Source organism: Halorubrum sp. LN27 (assembly GCF_016635065.1).
Classification (GTDB): Archaea; Halobacteriota; Halobacteria; order Halobacteriales; family Haloferacaceae; genus Halorubrum; species Halorubrum salipaludis.
Window position 1 is genome coordinate 2,875,883 of record NZ_JAEPET010000001.1, and the last position, 17,504, is coordinate 2,893,386.

16 protein-coding genes are annotated in these 17,504 nt (G+C 71.3%); 10 read left to right on the top strand and 6 right to left on the bottom strand.

The window, feature by feature from the left end:
• Positions 1-53: 53 nt before the first annotated feature.
• Entirely contained in the window at positions 54-938 is an 885-nt protein-coding gene (locus JIN95_RS14130; protein WP_095637303.1) for a PspA/IM30 family protein, read from the bottom strand.
• A 141-nt stretch (positions 939-1,079) separates the two neighbouring features.
• Positions 1,080-1,529 (bottom strand): hypothetical protein, encoded by a 450-nt coding sequence (locus tag JIN95_RS14135; protein ID WP_200531880.1) that lies wholly within the window; start codon positions 1,527-1,529, stop codon positions 1,080-1,082.
• Positions 1,530-1,744: 215 nt separating this feature from the next.
• Here JIN95_RS14135 and JIN95_RS14140 point away from each other — a divergent pair, with 215 nt between their 5' ends.
• The 6 genes from JIN95_RS14140 (at position 1,745) to JIN95_RS14165 (ending at position 9,565) form a co-directional block, all read left to right on the top strand.
• Complete coding sequence (locus JIN95_RS14140) at positions 1,745-3,640, top strand: cytochrome D1 domain-containing protein (protein WP_095637301.1); 1,896 nt, start codon at positions 1,745-1,747, stop codon at positions 3,638-3,640.
• 10 nt (positions 3,641-3,650) lie between these two features.
• The gene (locus JIN95_RS14145) at positions 3,651-4,793 is read left to right on the top strand and encodes a hypothetical protein (RefSeq protein ID WP_200531881.1); all 1,143 of its coding nucleotides are present in this window, start codon (positions 3,651-3,653) and stop codon (positions 4,791-4,793) included.
• A complete protein-coding gene (locus tag JIN95_RS14150; protein WP_200531882.1) occupies positions 4,790-5,962 on the top strand; it encodes a hypothetical protein in 1,173 nt (390 codons plus the stop codon). Before JIN95_RS14145 ends, JIN95_RS14150 begins: the two co-directional genes overlap by 4 nt.
• Entirely contained in the window at positions 5,959-7,170 is a 1,212-nt protein-coding gene (locus JIN95_RS14155) for a radical SAM protein (RefSeq protein ID WP_200531883.1), read from the top strand. Before JIN95_RS14150 ends, JIN95_RS14155 begins: the two co-directional genes overlap by 4 nt.
• An 8-nt stretch (positions 7,171-7,178) precedes the next feature.
• On the top strand, positions 7,179-8,513 hold the full coding sequence (locus JIN95_RS14160) for a hypothetical protein (protein WP_200531884.1): 1,335 nt from the start codon (positions 7,179-7,181) through the stop codon (positions 8,511-8,513).
• Positions 8,514-8,593: 80 nt separating this feature from the next.
• A complete protein-coding gene (locus tag JIN95_RS14165; RefSeq protein ID WP_095637297.1) occupies positions 8,594-9,565 on the top strand; it encodes a sugar phosphate isomerase/epimerase in 972 nt (323 codons plus the stop codon).
• 4 nt (positions 9,566-9,569) lie between these two features.
• Here the strand turns inward: JIN95_RS14165 and JIN95_RS14170 are convergent, their stop codons facing one another.
• Entirely contained in the window at positions 9,570-10,313 is a 744-nt protein-coding gene (locus JIN95_RS14170) for an NAD(P)-binding protein (RefSeq protein WP_200531885.1), read from the bottom strand.
• A gap of 111 nt (positions 10,314-10,424) precedes the next feature.
• Between JIN95_RS14170 and JIN95_RS14175 the strand changes: the two genes are divergently transcribed.
• Positions 10,425-11,564 (top strand): Gfo/Idh/MocA family oxidoreductase, encoded by a 1,140-nt coding sequence (locus tag JIN95_RS14175; protein WP_095637295.1) that lies wholly within the window; start codon positions 10,425-10,427, stop codon positions 11,562-11,564.
• 14 nt (positions 11,565-11,578) lie between these two features.
• Here JIN95_RS14175 and JIN95_RS14180 read toward each other — a convergent pair whose 3' ends face one another.
• Positions 11,579-12,034: a type IV pilin gene (locus JIN95_RS14180; protein ID WP_095637294.1), complete on the bottom strand. Its 456-nt coding sequence runs from the start codon at positions 12,032-12,034 to the stop codon at positions 11,579-11,581.
• Positions 12,035-12,180: 146 nt separating this feature from the next.
• Here JIN95_RS14180 and JIN95_RS14185 point away from each other — a divergent pair, with 146 nt between their 5' ends.
• Entirely contained in the window at positions 12,181-12,795 is a 615-nt protein-coding gene (locus JIN95_RS14185; protein ID WP_095637293.1) for a YIP1 family protein, read from the top strand.
• A 135-nt stretch (positions 12,796-12,930) separates the two neighbouring features.
• A complete protein-coding gene (locus JIN95_RS14190; RefSeq protein ID WP_200531886.1) occupies positions 12,931-15,084 on the top strand; it encodes an OB-fold nucleic acid binding domain-containing protein in 2,154 nt (717 codons plus the stop codon).
• A gap of 39 nt (positions 15,085-15,123) precedes the next feature.
• On the opposite strand, the gene fer is transcribed toward JIN95_RS14190, so the two are convergent.
• Together fer and JIN95_RS14200 are read right to left on the bottom strand one after the other, a co-directional pair.
• On the bottom strand, positions 15,124-15,780 hold the full coding sequence (fer, locus tag JIN95_RS14195; protein ID WP_095637291.1) for a ferredoxin Fer: 657 nt from the start codon (positions 15,778-15,780) through the stop codon (positions 15,124-15,126).
• Between the two features lie 77 nt (positions 15,781-15,857).
• The gene (locus JIN95_RS14200; RefSeq protein ID WP_233139122.1) at positions 15,858-16,325 is read right to left on the bottom strand and encodes a hypothetical protein; all 468 of its coding nucleotides are present in this window, start codon (positions 16,323-16,325) and stop codon (positions 15,858-15,860) included.
• Positions 16,326-16,513: 188 nt separating this feature from the next.
• Here JIN95_RS14200 and fen point away from each other — a divergent pair, with 188 nt between their 5' ends.
• Positions 16,514-17,491 (top strand): flap endonuclease-1, encoded by a 978-nt coding sequence (fen, locus tag JIN95_RS14205; RefSeq protein ID WP_200531887.1) that lies wholly within the window; start codon positions 16,514-16,516, stop codon positions 17,489-17,491.
• The last annotated feature ends 13 nt before the right edge of the window (positions 17,492-17,504 follow it).

Genomic DNA, 17,504 nt, shown 5'->3' on the forward strand with positions numbered 1-17,504 from the left:
GAGGGGCGAGAAGAAACCCGGAGCGGGGACCGGCTCCGCGCCGTGCCCCGTCGTCAGTTCCGCTGTTCGTCGGCGTCCGCCTCGGACTCCTCTAGCTCCACGTCGAGTTCCTCCGCCGTGTCGCCCTCGCCGTCGAGGTCGGCCTCCAAGTCGTCCGAGTCGATCTCCGATTCGATGTCGGCCAGCTCGTCGTCGATCTCCTCGTCGGTGCTCGCCTCGCCGTCGTCGCTCGCCGGCTCGCCCTTCCCGAGCTCGCCCTTCAGCGTCTCCAGCTCGGCGTCGACCTCGCTGTTCGTCGAGAGGCTCTCCAGCTCGCGGTCGATGCTGTCCTTGTCCGAGAGCGCGTCCTCGAAGGCGCCGGAGTCCTCCAGCTCGTCCATCGCCTCCGCGCGCGCCTCCATCTCCTCGGTGCGCTCCTCGGCCCGCTCGATGGACCGGCTCACGTCCTCCATCTCGTCGCCGACGCCCGTCATCGCCTCCGAGACGCGCGAGGACGCCTCCGCGGCCTCGTAGCGGGCCTTCATCGTCTCCTTCTTCGTGCGGAACTCCTCGATGCGGTTCTGGAGCTTGTTCTTCTTCTCGACGAGCTGCTCTTGGGTGTCGTTCAGGTCAGCGATCTGCCCTTCCAGCTCCTCGATCTGGGCCATCTTCGACTTCTTCTTCTCGAGAGCCTTCCGCGCGAGGTCGTCGCGGTCCTGCTGGACCGCCTCGCGGGCCTGCCGGTTGTGCTTCTCGACGTTCTCCTCCAGCTTGCGCTTCTGGATCTCCAGACGCTTCTTCTGGGTCGTCAGGTCGGCGATCCCCTGCTTCACGTCCTGGAGCTCGTCGCGCATCTGTTCGTACGAGTAGTCGAGCGACTCAGTCGGATCCTCCGCCCGGTTGAGGAGGGCGTTCAGCTTCGAGCGGATGACGTAGGAGGCGCGCGAGAGGATTCCCATACCGGTCATACACGCTCCACCCGTTAAAACCTCATGTGGTTCCTCGGCTCCCGTCCGTCGCTATCGGCCGGCTCGCGGTCGCGAGGTGGCGGTCTGAGGCGGTCGTCAGCGATCGGTCGCGCGTGAACGACCGGCCGCGCGTCAGCGATCGTCCGACGCCTCGGAGCGGCCCACCGACGCGCCCGGGTCCGCGGTCTCGCCCGCTCGCGTCAGCGCCTCGAAGTGGCCGAGGAGCTGCGCGACCCCCTCGGGCTTGACCCACGTCGTCACCGCGTCGTCCGACGCGATCTCCTCGCGGACGCGGTCGGCGTCCCGGACCGGGACGGTCAGTTCGGCGGGGGCCTCGAACCGGTCGGCGTGGCCCTCGATCAGCCGGCGGGCCTCCGCGAGCTCGCGGGCCGCGTACTCGTCGGGACCGAGCGACTCGGTGTCCTCCGCGACGACGACCCGCCTGGTGGTCCCGTCGTCGAGCTCCAGCCGGACCACGGCCTCCTCGATCCGGTCCGCGTCGAGGTACTCCGCGAGCACGTCCTCGAAGAACGCGGGCGTCATCCGGTCCCCCCTGGGTACCGCGTCGGTCTCTCGAGACATGCCCGGCGGTTCGGCCCGACGGTACACGTCGCTACCGCTCGCTCCCAGCGCGTGGGAACCGCACCCGAACGCGAGACGCGAGCCGTTCGTGGACCGACGGCGACCGGCCACTAAAGTATATTCCTGCGAACATGTTCACCGATTTTCCAACGCGCATGGAACCATACAGGACCTTTTGGCCGGAACCGGACGAAATCCGGCTCAGGGGAACCACTATGTCACAGCCCACGACGCCCCGAGAGACGGAGGACCGAGACCAGAAGTCCGAACGGGAGCGGACCGACCACCGCGAACGGAAGGCGGACCACGAGGAACGGATCAAACGCCACCTCAGCGCGTCGCGCGAGATCGCGTCGAACCTGGAGTTCGACGACGCGCTCGACTTCGAGATGGGGCTTCCGAAGCCCGATCGGCGGCGGTTCCTCGCCACGAGCGCGGTCGCGGCGGCGGGGGCGTTCGCGGGGTGTAGCGGCGAGTCGGAGCCGTCGGAATCGACCGACGAAGAGGGGGATCCGGAGTCCGGATCGGAGTCGGCGTCCGACGGCGAGACCGACGCCGCGCAGTCGGAGACCGTCCAGCTGGAGGCCCACCAGTACGAGTTCCAGCCGCAGGAGATCCGGGTCCCGCCGAACACCGAGCTCACGATCGAGTTCACGCAGTCCACTTTCGAGAAGAACCAGGATTTCACCGTCCACACGTTCTACCTCGAGGAGCCGTACGACATCGGGCCGATCGAGCTCCCGGAGAGCACGGACGACGACGTGATCGACTCGGTGACGTTCGTCACCGAGGAGGAGGGGACCTTCGACTTCGAGTGTAACGTCTACTGCGGCGACGGCCACGCCCAGATGAACGGCCAGCTGTACGTCGTCCCCGAGGGGGAGTCGATCGAGAAGGTCGACTTCACCGACATGCAGACGCTGAAGGACCGCCACGAGGTGATCACGGAGGAGAGCGAGCTGCCGGCCGAGCCGGAACACGACCTCGACCTCCGCGACCTCATGGTCGTCACCGAGCGCAACAACGCCTCGGTGGCGATGATCGACACCGTCAACGACGAGCTGCTGGAGCGCGTCGAGGACGTGGGGAAGGCGATCCACGTCCACGACTTCCACCCGGAGCTGCCGGAGCAGAGCCGCGAAGGGGCGTACGTCTACACCCAGTCGCGGCAGGGCGAGATGTACAAGATCGACCTGTTCGGCTTCGAGCGCGTCGCGGTCGCGGACGCGGGGACCGACGCCCGCGACATCGCCGTCTCTCGGGACGGCGAGTGGGTGATCGGCGGCTTCTACAACCCGAACCACCTCGTGGTCTGCGACGCCGAGACGATGGAGCCGGTCAAGCGCATCCCGACCCACACCGTCGACCCGGACGGGCAGAGCGTCGGGAGCCGGGTGTGTTCGCTGTACGACGTGCCCGAGGAGGGGCTGTTCCTCGCCGGCCTGAAGGAGGGCGGCGAAGTGTGGCTCATCGACTACACCCAGGAGGACTTCCCGGTGGTGGCCACCATCGACTGCGGCCGGACGCTCCACGACGGCTTCTTCACCGACGACGGCCGCTACTTCATGATCGCCTCGCAGACGGACAACCAGATGGACGTGATCGACACCCAGGAGCGCGAGCACGTCGCCGCCATCCCGATGGACGGCGTCCCGCACCCGGGGCCGGGCGCGCTGTACCCCGACGAGGACCTCGCGTTCACGACCCACGCCGGCGCGCCGAGCGTCGGCGTCTGGAACACGTCCACGTGGGACGTCGAGGAGATGATCGACGTCCGCGGGTCGGGGCTGTTCATCCGCAAACACGAGAACAGCGACTACGTGTGGGCCGACGTGATCCTGACCGACACCGAGGACGACGCGTACGTCTACCTGATCGACCCGGAGAGCTTAGAGGTGGCTCAGGAGATCGACTGCAGCCAGTGGGGCGTCGCCGCCGCCATCCATCCGGAGTTCAGCCGCGACGGCGAGAAGGTGTACATCAGCGGCTGGATGGGCGAAAACCAGTCGATCCTCGTGTTCGACCCGAACACTGGCGAACTGCTCGACCAGATCGAGGGACTGCTCGCGCCGACGGGCAAGTTCCTCGGGACCCGGGCCGAGGGCCACTGACCGCGTGACCATGTCCCGGACCGACGCCGACCCGACGGAGAAGGCGAGTCCGCCGCCGGCACCGGAGGGACCGCTCGCGTTCGTCAAGCGGCTCCGCTCGCCCGGGCTCGCGGTCGTCGACGCGACCGCGCACGAGGTCGTCGGCCGGGTCGGCTCGGGCCGGCAGCCGCACGGGCTGGTCCGGTCGCCGGACGGCCGATACGGGTACGTCCCCTACATGGGGTCGAACGAGCTCGAGGTCGTCGACCTGCGGCGGCTGACCGTAGCGAACCGCGTCGAGGCCGTCGGCACCGCGCCGGTCGGCGCCGCGGCGACCCGCGGCGGCCGCCACCTGTTCGTGAGCACCTACGGGCCGCTGCCGTCCGGGGACGTTCCGGGGGTGACCGTCCTGCGGACGGACGGCGCGGAGGTCTCCGTCGCGGCCGAACGCCCGGTGGGGAAGGCCGCCGGGATCGTCGCGGACGCGCGCGACGACGTGTGGGTCGTCGCCGCCGACGCCGACGAGGTGGTCCGGATCGACGGGAGCCCCCCGTTCGAGGTTCGCGATCGGCTCCCGGTCGCCGCCGGGCCGCAGGACCTGACGTACTCGCCGGCGTACGAGCTGCTGGGCGTGAACTGCGCCGACGGCGACCGCGTGACCGTCGTCGACGCGCTCGACCGCCGGGTGCTGGGGTCGGTGCCGGCACCGAACCCGCGCGGTGGGACCGTCCTCACCGCATACGACCGGTGGATCGTCGGCGACACGGAGGGCGACGGCGTCACCGCGATCGACGCGGCCGCGCTCCGCGACGGCGAGACCGGCCCGGCGTCGGTCGAGCGCGTGTCGCTCGGCACTCCGACCGCGTTCACCGACGCGACGCCCGACGGGCGGCTCGTCGCCGTCGACGCCTACGCGGACGACCGGGTCGCCTTCCTCAACCCGGAGACGCTGTCAGTCGTCGGCCGCGTTCCGGTCGGGGAGACGCCGCGCCACCCGCGGTTCGGCGCCGACGGCGCGGTCTGTTACGTCCCCAGCGTCGACGGCGACCGCGTGACCGTGGTCGAGACGGCCGCGGTCGGGACCGGCCGGGACCCCGTGATCGCGACGGTCCCGTTCGAGGACGGGGTCGCGCCGGCCGGCTGTTTCAGAACGGACAGAGGTGAGAAACGATGACACAACGACACGACGCAGCGATCGACGGCACCGCATCGGCGGCGACGCCGACGATAGTGAAAAACGCCGCGAGCGACCACTTCAGCGTCCTCGACCTGTCCCGCGGGGAGGTAATCGACGAGGTCGGCGACGGCCGGTACCCGCACACCGCCGTCTTCAACCGCGACGCCGGCGTGGCGTACCTGCTGTACATCGCCAGCGCCCACCTCGAAGTCGTCGACCTCGACCGGCTGGAGACCCGCCAGCGGATCGACCGCCTGGGGACGATGCCGGTCGGCAGCGCGTTCGCGCCCGACGAGGGGCTGTTCTTCGTCGGCACCGGCGTGGGCCTCCCCGACCGCGACGACCCGGGCGTGCTCGCGTTCGCGGTCGACGGCGAGGGGCTGCTCGACCCCGTCGGGAGCCGGGCGCTCTCGCGGTGCTCCGGCATGGGGATCGGTCCCGACGGGCGGCTGTTCGTCGGGCTGAAGGACGCCGGCGAGGTCGCGGCCCTCGCCGCCGACCCGGCGCTCGACGTCGACGCCCGGATCCCGGTCGGCCCGGAGCCGCACGATATGTACCCGCTCCCGGACGCGGGGCTGATCGCGGTGAACAACGCCGGTGCCTCGCGCGTCTCGTTCGTCGACCCCGCCGCCGAGGCCGTCCGCGCGACCGCGGCGACCGGAGAGAACCCGCACGGGTTCGCCGTCGGCGACGGGCCGAACGGCTGGTACGCGGTCGTGCCGGCGCGCAACGACGACCGCGTGGCGATCGTGGACTTGGACGCGGTCGCGGCGGGAACCGGCGCCGCGGACGACGCGAGCGCCGCGGACGACCCCGACCCGACGACGCACCTCGTCGACGTGGGGACGCCGACGGGGTTCGCCGCGACGACCGCGGAGGGGCGCTACGCGCTCGTCGACGCCTACGAGGACGAGCGCGTGACGATCCTCGACCCGGCCGCAGGCGAGGTCGTCGGGCGCGTCGAGGTCGGCGGCGAGCCGCTTCACCTCGTGTTCGGGCCGGCGGGCGACCGCTGTTACGTCGGCAACATGGAGCGGCGAGAGGTGGCCGTCCTCGATACCGCGCCGCTCCGCGAGGGCCGCCCCGGGGACGTTCGCGTCGTCGACCGCATCGGGGGACTCGGTGAGAAACCGAGCGGCATCTTCCGCCCGGAGGTGGACGCATGATCGACCTGACGCGGCTGATCCGCGGGCTCGACAACCGGCCCGAGGAGATCCGGTACGAGGGCCGGCGGTCGAGCGACGCCGTCGTGCCGCTCGTCGTCTGGAACGTCACCGAGGCGTGTAACCTCGCGTGCCGCCACTGCTACTTCGGCGCGTGCGACGAGCGCGACGAGCGCGAGCTGTCGACCGCGGAGGCGAAGGCGTTCATCGACTCGCTGGCCGAGCTGAACGTCCCCGTGCTGGTGTTCAGCGGCGGCGAGCCGTTCGTTCGCCAGGATCTGACGGAGCTGACCGAACACGCCGTCGAACGGGGGATCCGCCCCATCGCGTCGAGCAACGGGACGTTCCTCACCGAGGAGCGCGCCCGGGAGCTTGCCGACGCCGGGCTCCGGTACGTCGGCGTCTCGCTCGACGGCGTCGGGGCGACCAACGACGCGTTCCGCGGCGTCGACGGCGCGTTTGAGCGCGCCCGCGAGGGGCTCCGCAACGCCCGCGACGCCGGGATGAGCGTCGGGATCCGCACGACGATGACCCGCGGGACCGTCGACGACGTGCCCGACGTGATCGACCTGGCGGTCGAGGAGGACGTCGATCGGGTCAACGTGTTCCACCTCATCTACTCCGGTCGCGGCGGCGACATCACGGACGCCGACCTCCCGTTCGACCGGACGCGCGAGGCCGTCGACTACCTCTACGAGCGGACGACGGAGCTCGCGGAGACCCATCCGGACATGCAGGTGCTCACCGCCGGCAACTACGCGGACGCGGTGTACCTCTACCGCCGCATCCGCGAGGAGTCGCCGGAGCGCGCCGAGCGCGCGCGCCGGCTGCTGTTCGACGACGGTCCCGGTCGCGTCGTGAAGAACGGCGACGCCGGGCCGAAGGTGGTCAACGTCGACCACCTCGGGAACGTCCATCCGAGCATGTTCCTCCCGCAGTACACGCTCGGGAACGTCCGGGAGCGCTCGCTCGACGAGATCCTGGCCGACAGCGACCTGTGGGACCGGCTCGCGGAGCCGTCCGCGCACCTGAAGGGCGCGTGCGGGGAGTGCCCGTGGAAGGAGGTGTGCGGCGGGAACTCCCGCGCTCGGGCCGCGGCGGTCCACGACGACCTGTGGGCCGAGGACCCGCGCTGTTACCTCACCGACGCGGAGCGGTGCGCCGACCTCCCGGACGAGGGGCCGGTCGAAGCGCCGATCGCCTCCGACTGACACCGACCATGCCCGCACTCGAACGCGACGGGGAGAGCCCGACTGACGCGACCGACGCGACCGACGCGACCGACGCGACTGACGCGAACGCGGAACCGACCGGACGCGACGACCCGGTCCCCGAGAGCGTCCGACGGCTCGTGTGCTGTCGGATCACCGGGTCGGACCGATCCGGGGCGGCCGTCGGCCGGGCGATCGACGACCCGGTCGCGACGGCGCGCCGGGTCGCCGACGCGGACCGCGTGACGGGGGCGGTCGCCGTCGAGACGTGCGAGCGGGCCGCGGTGTTCGTCGCCACGCGCACGGCCGCGGACCGCGAGACGGGGATCCGGGCGGCCCGCGAGGCGCTCGGCGTCCCGGACCCGCGCGTGGAGCGCGGGCGGACCGCCGTCGAACACCTGACGCGGCTCGCGTGCGGGCTGGAGAGCCCGATCCTCGGCGAGGACCACGTGCTCGGCCAGCTCCGGCGCGCGTTCGAGGCCGCACGGGAGGCCGACCTCGCCGGCGGCGTCCTCACCCGCGCGGCCGACGCCGCGCTCGCCGCGGGGCGGTCGGTCCGCGACGAGACGCGGATCAACGAGGGGACCGTCGACTACGGGAGCGCCGCCTGCGACGTCGTCGCCGACCGCTCGGGGGCGCCCGACCGCCTCGTGGTCGTCGGCACCGGCGAGATGGGCGCGGAGGTCGTCTCGGCCGCCACGGCCCGCTGGGACCTCCGCGTCGACGCCGTGAGCCGGTCCGCGGAGAGCGACCTGCCCGCCGGCGGCGGCGAGACGCTGTCGCACGGAGCGCTCCCGGAAGCCGTCGCCGACGCGGATGCCGTCGTCACAGCCACGGGAGCGAGCGATCCGGTGTTCGGGAACGAGGCGGCCGCCGCCCTCCCGCGGACGGCGACCGTGGTCGACTTGGCGACGCCGCCGGACGCGGCCCCCGCGGTCCGCGAGAACGACCCGCGCGTCGTCGGCTTAGACGCCGTGCGCGCCCGGGTCGCCGACGGGCTCTCGGTCCGCCGGGCGGCCGCGCCCGCGGTCGAGCGCCGCGTCGCGGCCGCCGTCGAGCGCTTCCTCGACCGCGAGCGGGAGGCCCGCGCGGAGGACACGCTCCGGGCGCTCCACCGCGAGGCGAAGGCGGTCCGGGAGGCGGAGCTCGAACGCGCCCGGACCCGGCTCGACGCGGGCGACACCGACCCCGAGGCGGTGCTGGAGGACGCGATGCGGTCGCTGACCGCGTCGCTGTTGGCGACCCCGACGGAACGGCTCAAGGAGGCCGCGCGGGCGGGCGACGGCGAGACGATCGACGCGGCCGACCGCCTGTTCGACCTCGACCGACCGAACGACCGGTAGGTCTCGGTATCGGTACAGGCCACCCCGGCGCCGTTGACGGTTCCTGAAGGTTTATTCGGGGCGTTGTTCTATCAGCTCGCATGGACATCGGAGTGCTGACAGTTCCCTTGGGCGGCGAACCGATCGAGGACGCGGTCGCGTATCTCGACGACGTCGGCGTCGACGCGGTCGAGCTCGGCGTCGGCGGCTGGCCGGGAGACGACCACGTCGACCGCGAGGCGCTCCTCGACGACGACGCGGCGCGGGCGGCGCTCCGCGAGCTGCTCGACGAGCACGACCTCCGAATTTCCGCGCTCGCGACCCACAACAACCCGCTTCACCCCGACGAGGAGCGCGCGTCGGCGGCCGACCGGGAGCTGCGCGAGGCGATCGAGCTGGCCGATCGGCTGGGCGTCGGCACGGTCACCTGCTTCTCCGGCCTTCCCGGCGGCGGGCCGAACGACGAGGTTCCGAACTGGATCACGGCGCCGTGGCCGACCGAACACGCCGACGCGCTCGACTACCAGTGGGACGAGGTCGCGGTCCCCTACTGGAGCGACCTGGCGAAACACGCCGCGCACCACGGCGTCGACGTCGCCATCGAGATGCACCCGAACATGCTCGTGTACGAGCCGACCGGGATGCTCGCGCTGCGGGAGGCGACGAACGAGCGGATCGGGGCCAACTTCGACCCGTCGCACCTCTACTGGCAGGGGATCGACGTGACGGAGGCGATCCGCTTCCTGGGCGAGCACGATGCCATCCACCACGTCCACGCCAAGGACACCAAAGTGTACGACGCGAACGCCCGCGTGAAGGGCGTCCTCGACACGGCGCCGTACACCGACGAGCCGGACCGCTCGTGGCTGTTCCGCTCGATCGGCTACGGCCACGACGAGGCGCACTGGAAGGACGTGGTCTCCGCGCTCCGGATGGTCGGTTACGAGGGAGCCCTCTCAATCGAACACGAGGACTCGCTGACCTCCTCGCGGGAGGGGTTAGAGAAGGCGGTCGACGTGCTCGACCGCGCGGTTTTCGAGACGCGGCCGGGCGACGCCTACTGGGCGGAGTGACCCCTCACAGCGAGTCGCTCACGTCCTCGCCGCTCGACACCTCCGGGATGACGACCTCGTCGGCGCCGGCCCGACGCGCGACCGACGTGTAGTCGTCGTCGCCGACGCGGACGACGAGCTGTACGTCCGGGGCGATACCGCTCGCCGTGATGGCGATCTGGATGTTGGCGTTCGAGTCGTCGATGGCGGCGACCACGGCGTCGGCCTCGCGGATCGCCGCCTCGCGGAGCACGGACTCGTTCCTGGCGTCGCCCTCAACGGCGAACACCGACTCCGTGTCGATGCGTCCGAAGGTGTCCCTGTCGCGCTCGATGGCGACGACCGGTCGCCCCCGTTCGCAGAGCCGTCTGGTGACGGTCCGACCGAACAGGCCGTAGCCGCAGATGATCACGTGGTCGTCGAGTTCGTCGATGGCTCGTTTGGTCTGCATGCGTTCAATTCCCTCTCGCATCTGTCCGCCGAACGCCGTCGTCAGAACCGTCTCGCCGATCCAGACTCCCGCGATGACCAGCGACCCGAAGACGACCGTGGCGAACGCCTTCACCTGTCGACCGTCGCCGGCGCGGGCCTGATAGTGGACGCTGATGCTCGCCGGGTCGATCAGCCAGAACGCCGCTTCGATCGGTCCGACGCCGGCGAGCGAGACGAACCCCCAAACCCCGACGATGACGACCAGCAGGAAGGCGAGAACCGGCCTGAGCGCTCGCCGAATCAGCGATCCTCCGAGCGTGCGTCCGGTGACTGACACGGGTGTGCGTTGACGCGACGACACATGAATATCACGCTGCGTGTGAACAATGATCATATACGATTCGTCGGCGTGAGAACAGCTAAACCGGTGCCGGCAGATCGTTGACGTATGACCCTCGACGTCGGCGTGCTCGGGTATCGGTTCATGGGCAAGGCGCACTCGAACGCGCTCGCGCGGCTCCCGATGTTCTTCCCGGACGCGCCCGACGTCGAGCGCCACACCCTCGTCGGGCGCGACGAGTCGGCGCTCGCGGACGCCGCGGAGCGGTTCGGGTTCTCGCACACCGCGACCGACTGGGAGGCGGCGATCGACGAGGTGGACGTCTTCTACAACCTCGGGCCGAACCACGTCCACGCGGAGCCGTCGATAGCGGCCCTCGACGCCGGCGTCCCCGTCCTCTGCGAGAAGCCCCTGGCTCCGACCCTCGACGAGGCCGAGGCGATGCGCGACGCCGCGGCGGACGCCGACGTGCCCGCGGGCACCGCGTTCAACTACCGGTTCGTCCCCGCGATCCGGTACGCCAAGGGGCTGATCGAGGACGGCGAGCTCGGCGAGATCCGGCAGGTCCGCGGGCGGTACCTCCAGGACTGGCTCGCCGACCCCGACGCGCCGTGGGCGTGGCGGCTGGACGCCGACATGGCGGGCTCCGGCGCGCTCGGCGATCTGGGCGCGCACACGCTCGACCTCGCGGACTTCCTCGTCGGCGGCGAGGTCGGGGGCGTCGACCGCGTCTCGGGCCACCTGCAGACGTTCGTCGACGAGCGACCCGTGTACGCCGACGGGGACGGCGGAGGGGGCGGCGAGGTCGAGGAGTACCGCGACGTGACCGTCGACGACGCCTACACCGCGCAGGTCGCCTACGAGTCCGGCGCGATCGGGAGCTTCGAGGCGACCCGGTTCGCCGAGGGCCACAAGAACGACCACACGATCGAGGTCCACGGCTCGAAGGGGAGCCTGAAGTTCTCTTTAGAGCGGCTCAACGAGCTGGAGGTGCTCCGCGAGGGCGACCGCGGGTACCAGACCGTGCTGGTCACCGACGAGACCGACCCGTACGTCGACCACTGGTGGCCGCCGGGCCACGTGATCGGGTGGGAGCACACGTTCGTGCACGAGAACTACGAGTTCCTCTCCGCGGTCGCGGAGGGCGGCGCGTTCGAGCCGTCGTTCGAACAGGGGTACGAGGTCCAGCGGCTCCTCGACGCGATCGTGCGCGCCGACGAGCGCGGCGAGTGGGTGTCGGTGGCGTAGCTCGGAAAGCGCGTTTATACGCCGGTCGCCCCGAGGGGGTCCCGTCCGGCGCTGCCCTCGATCGCCGAGTCCTCGCCGTTGTAGGTGCCGAGTTTCTCGTACGTGTCGAAGGCGACGGGCTCCCAGACGACCTCGATGTCCTCGTTCCCGGTCGCGTTGGGCACGGTCACCCGATCGCCCGGCCGCACGACGCCGTCGCCGGGCCACGCGCCGAACTGCACCTCCTCGTCGGGGTCCTCGCCGCGAACGTACAGCTCCTCGGCCGGAACCGGTTCGGGGCCGACCGCGACGACCACGAGGTCGGCGCCCTCCTTCTCGATCTGGAACTCCGCGTCCGGAGGCGCGACCCCGTCGATCATGCCGAAGACCGCGGCGCCGACGAGCGCCAACAGCACCACGACGATGCCGACGAGCATCCCCGAGCCGGCTATCGGGGTGAACCCCCGTTCGTCGTTCCGGAACGCACTCATTCGCGTGTCTCTCCGCGAGGGGCCGTATAAGGCTTTGCGCGCCGGCTATCAGCCGAGATAACGCGAGCGGATCGTCACCGGCTGCCCGCTCCCGCGCCTCCGATCCGAACCGGAACCCGGTTATTCCACCCGCCCGAAGGACGACCGTGACATCGTGGATCGAGGAGCCGGAGGGCGGGCGGGCCCGCGGACCCCGCGCGCTCGCTCGGGCGTGGGTCGAGGCGCTGATCCGGCCGCGCCGCCTCTTCGCGAACGGCGTGGGGCCCGGCGATCAGGCCCCGGCGCTGACGTTCGCAGTCGCCGTCGCCGCCGCCTACGCGCTCGGCTGGATCCTCGCCGACCCGAGCGTCGTCCCCGGGATCGTCGTCTCGCTCCCCGTCTCCGCGGCGATCCTGTTCCTCCTCGTGGTCGTGTTGGCCGCGCCGGTCGGGCTCCACCTGACCGCGGCGGTCGCGACGCTGTCGGTGATCCTCGCCAGCGTCGAGTACGACGGCGGGGTCGCCCTGCGAGACCGGGGCGGCGTGAGCGAGACGGTGCAGGTGGTCGCGTACGCCAGCTCGCCGATGGCGCTGGCCGGCCCGCCGATCCCGGCGCTTCGGGTCGCTTGCGGCGTCTACGCGGCGGTGCTGCTTTTGATCGGGTTCCACACCGTCCACCGGACGGGGCCGATTCGGACGCTGATCGCCGGGGTCCCGCCAGCCCTCCTCGGGTACGGGATCGGGTACCGCGCCGTCGCCGCGTTCCGATCGCTGATCGCGTGACCGCGGCTCGAACCGTCCCGACGGGGCGCCTCCCGGATCACCGCTGAACGCGGCGGCTCCGCGGCCGCAGCCGGCCGTTCGCTCCCGCGAGGCTTTCGACAACCGTTTTAGGCGCGAGGCTCTCGGTGTACTCAAATGGGATCCTGTATCATCTGTGGCGCCGACGTCGGCGGTGGCGGTCGCATCTGCGGCCCCCACCAGGAGGACGTCGTGTTCGACTTCCGAGGGAACTCCGCCGACCAGCTCGTTCCGAGCCGGTTCTACCGCGGGGTCGTCGACGGCTACGCCGAGTTCGGCGTGTTCGTCGACCTCGCGCCGGGCGTGACCGGACTCCTCCACCGCTCTGAGCTCGACCGGCGGCTCGACAGCCTCGACTGGGAGCCCGGCGATGAGGTGTTCGTGCAGGTGAAGGGCGTCCGCGACAACGGGAACATCGACCTCGCGTGGTCGATCCGGCAGGCCGACCGCGAGTTCCGCGGCGTGCTCGTGCAGGACGGCGACACCGAGCACCTCCCCGAGGAGGACAGCGAGGAGGCCGACGCGGAGGCGGACACGGAGAGCGACGCGGAGGCGGACACGGAGAGCGACGCGGAACAGGCCGAATCCGACACGAGCGACGACACCTCCGACTTCGACGAGAGTGACGAGGTCGACGAGACGCACGAAGCCGACGAGCCGGTCGAGACAGACGAGGCCTCCGAGCCCGCCGAGGCGGACGACACGACCGAAACCGACGAAGCCGCCGAGGCCGCAGAGGCCGACGAAGACGACACGGACGACCTCGACGACGACCGCGAGCGCGTCGGGATCGGCACCCTCGCCGACGCCGTCGGCGACGAGGTGCGGATCGACGGCGAAGTCGTCAGCGTCCGACAGACGGGCGGGCCGACCGTCTTCGAGGTCCGCGACGAGACGGGCGTCGTCGACGTGGCCGCGTTCGTCGAACCCGGCGTCCGCGCGTACCCGGAGGTCGAGGTCGGCGACGCGGTGCGGATCGACGGCGAGGTCGAGAGCCACCGCGGCGACGTACAGGTCGAGTCCGAGGCGCTCGTCCGACTGGAGGGCGAGGAGGCCGAGTCGGTCCGCCGCCGCCTCGCCGAGGCGCTCACCGCCGAGGCCCGCCCCGAGGGGCTCCAGCCGCTCGCGGGCGACGAGGCCGTCGCGGAGCTCGCCGACGGCCTGCTCGACGCCGCGGAGGCGATCCGCCGGGCGGTCCTCGAGTCGCGCCCGATCGTCGTGCGCCACCCGGCGACCGCCGACGGCTACGTCGCCGGCGCCGCGGTCGAGCGCGCCGTGCTCCCGCTGATCCGCGACGAGCACGCGAAGAGCGACGCGGAGTACCACTACTTCACCCGCCGCCCTCTCGACGACCCGGTGTACGGGATGGACGCGGCGACCAACGACGCGACCCGCATGCTCCAGGACCGCGACCGCCACGACGAGCAGCTCCCCCTGTTCCTGCTCGTCGGGACCGGTTCGACGGTCGAGTCCGCCGACGGCATCGACCTGCTGTCGGTGTACGGCGTCGACGCGGTCGTCGTCGACGCGGAGGTCGCCGACCCCGAGACGCGCGAGGCGGTCGACACCCTCGTCTCGCCCGAGATCGACGGCGTCGACGCCGACCTCTCGACCGGCGCGCTCGTCGCCTCGCTGGCCTCCGCGGTCAACGACGAGGTCCGCGACGACCTCCGGCACCTGCCGGCGGTGAGCTACTGGACGGAGACCCCCGACCGGTACGCCCAGCTCGCCCGCGACGCGGGCTACGACGCCGAGCGCGTCGCGGAGCTCCGCGAGGCGATCGCGCTTGAGGCGTACTACCAGTCGTACCAGGACAAACGCGAGCTCGTCGCCGACCTCCTCTTCGAGGACGGCGGCAACCTCGCGGCCCACGTCTCCGAGCAGTTCCGCGAGAAGCTGGAGACGGAGGTCCAGACCGCGACCGCGAACGTCGTCACCGAGGCGGTCGACGGCGTCGAGTTCGCCGTGCTCGACACCGACGGCTACACCCACCGCTACGACTTCCCGCCGACGCCGCTCCTGCTCGACGACCTGCACCGCCGGAACGCCGACGGCGAGGCGTACGCGACCGTCGGCATCGGCACCGACGAGCTGTTCATCCGGACGACCGCCGACGTGTCGGTCCGCGACGTGGCCGAGCGCGCGGCCGAGCTGGCGCCCGGCGCCGACGTCGCCACCGCCGGCCTCCGCGAGGGGAAGATCGAGTTCCTCTCCGGCGAGCGCGACGCGGTCGAGGACGCGGTCGTCGCGGCCGTCGCCGAGGCGTTCTGAGGACGGCTTACGAAATTTTTGGAGTGCTTTTTCCCGGAGTCACCGCCGAGTGAACGGTCCCGGCGGGAGGATGAGGTCGTCGAGCTCCGCGAGCTGTTTCACGTTGAACACGACCTTCAGCTCGTCGCTCACCGGATAGCCGTTACAGGAGAGCCGGAACCCCCGCTCCGCCAGCTCGTCGGGCATGATGTGGTTGGCCGGCTGCGAGAGCTCGCCCTCGACGAGGTACACCGCGCAGTTCGCGCACGCGCCGCCGCGACAGGAGAACGGCCACCCGAACCCGCGGTTCTCGGCCGCCTCCAGCAGGCTCTCGTCGGGGTGAACCAGCAGCCGACCGTGTTCCGACTCGTCGAGATCGGCGTGGGAGGCCTTCCGGAACAGGTCGTCGTCGTCGAGCGACCAGCCGTAGTCGGCGAGTGCCTCGTAGTCGAGGAACTCGACGCGGACGGGACTCACGGCGTCGGCCTCGCCCTCGTCGTCGGTGAGGTCGATGTCGGCGGGATCGACCCCGTCGCCGGCCCCGCCGTTGCGGTCCCGCTCGTCGAGCTCGCGGTAGGCGCGCCTGACGAGCTGGAACTCCTCGACGGTCCCGCCCTGGTCGGGGTGGGCCTCCTTCACGCGGTCCCGGTAGGCCCGCTCGATGGCCGCGTCGTCGGCGTCCTCGTCGACGTCCAGCACATCGAACGGCGAGACCATTCGGTTACCGAACGTAGTCGGCTCAGGCACATAAACGCCCCACAAGCCGGCAGGCGGGGGACGGCTCCGTTCCGGCCTCAGCCGGTCCCCCAGAGCCGACGGAGTCCCCCCACGCCGGCGACGCGGTCGGTCCCCAACCTGACCAGCGCCTCGGTCGCGCCGGCCGCCAGCACGGCGGCGAACAGCAGCGGCCAGACGGTCAGGTGCGAGCTGAGCGGGTGCAGGTGGGTGCCGTACGCCCACTGGTACGCCGTGTTCCCCAGCAGCCAGCCGGTCGCGATAAGCGGGGCCACGAGCGACGCGCGGCCGAGGAGGTACAGCGGGACGGCGGCCGTCAGCCAGAGCCCGCCGACGGCGTAGCCGACCGCGAACGCCGTCGAGAGCGGATCTGGGGCGTCGACGTGGACGCCGTTTGAGAGCATCCACGAGAGGACGGCGACCGCGTAGAGGGCGCCGCCGAGGGCGGCCGCGATGCGGAGGTCGATCGTCCGGGGGTCGAGCCTGTCGAGGTCGAGCGGAAGGCCGTCGAGCGGGGAGGAGGGCATCGATCGGGGGTTGGGCGGAACCGCACTTGAATCGTGCCGACGTTTCACCGCGGCGTTTTTGCGTGGAGTTTTACCGCGGCGCTTCACCACGGGTTTCAGCGCGGGGTTTCACCACGGGGTTCACCGCTGAGCGCCGTCGATCGCCGGCGAATCGATCATTTAAGAGCCGCGGCGACGACGGATCGGTGATGGGAAACGCGGACCTACGCGACCTCGCGGCGATCCGCGACGTGGCCTTCGCGGAGATCGAGGGGAGCGTCGTCGCCGTCGACGCGCACAACTGGCTGTACCGGTACCTCACGACGACGGTGAAGTGGACGCGCGACGAGGCGTACACTACCGCCGACGGCGTCGAGGTCGCCAACCTGATCGGGGTCGTCCAGGGACTTCCGAAGTTCTTCGAGCACGACCTGATCCCCGTGATGGTGTTCGACGGGGCGGTCACGGAGCTCAAGGCCGACGAGGTCGCCGACCGCCGCGAGAAACGCGAGCGAGCCGAGGAACGACGGGCGGCGGCCGAGGAGCGCGGCGACGCGGTCGAGGCCGCGCGGCTGGAGGCCCGCACCCAGCGCCTCACCGACACGATTCAGGAGACGACCCGAGAGCTGCTCGAACTGCTCGACGTGCCGATCGTCGAGGCGCCCGCGGAGGGGGAGGCGCAGTGCGCGCACATGGCGGCGAGCGGGACGGTCGACCACGCCGGCAGCGAGGACTACGACACCCTGCTGTTCGGCGCGCCGACCACCCTCCGCCAGCTCACGAGCAAGGGCGACCCGGAGCTGATGGATCTGGCGGTGACGCTCGACGACCTCGGCTTCGACCGGCAGGCGCTCGTCGACGCCGCGATGCTCTGCGGCACCGACTTCAACGAGGGCGTCCGCGGGATCGGCCCGAAGACGGCGGTGAAGGCGGTCCGCGAGCACGGCGACCTGTGGGGGGTCCTCGACGCCCGCGGCGCCGAGATCCCGAACGCCGAGGCGATCCGCGAACTGTTCATGAACCCGCCGGCGACGGACGTGGAGGTGGACACCGCGGTCAACCCCGACGTGGACGCCGCACGCGAGTACGTCGTTGACGAGTGGGGCGTCGCGGCCGACGAGGTCGAGCGCGGGTTCGAGCGCATCGCGGAGTCGCAGGTCCAGACCGGGCTCGACCGGTGGACGTGAGCCGCCGGAGGAC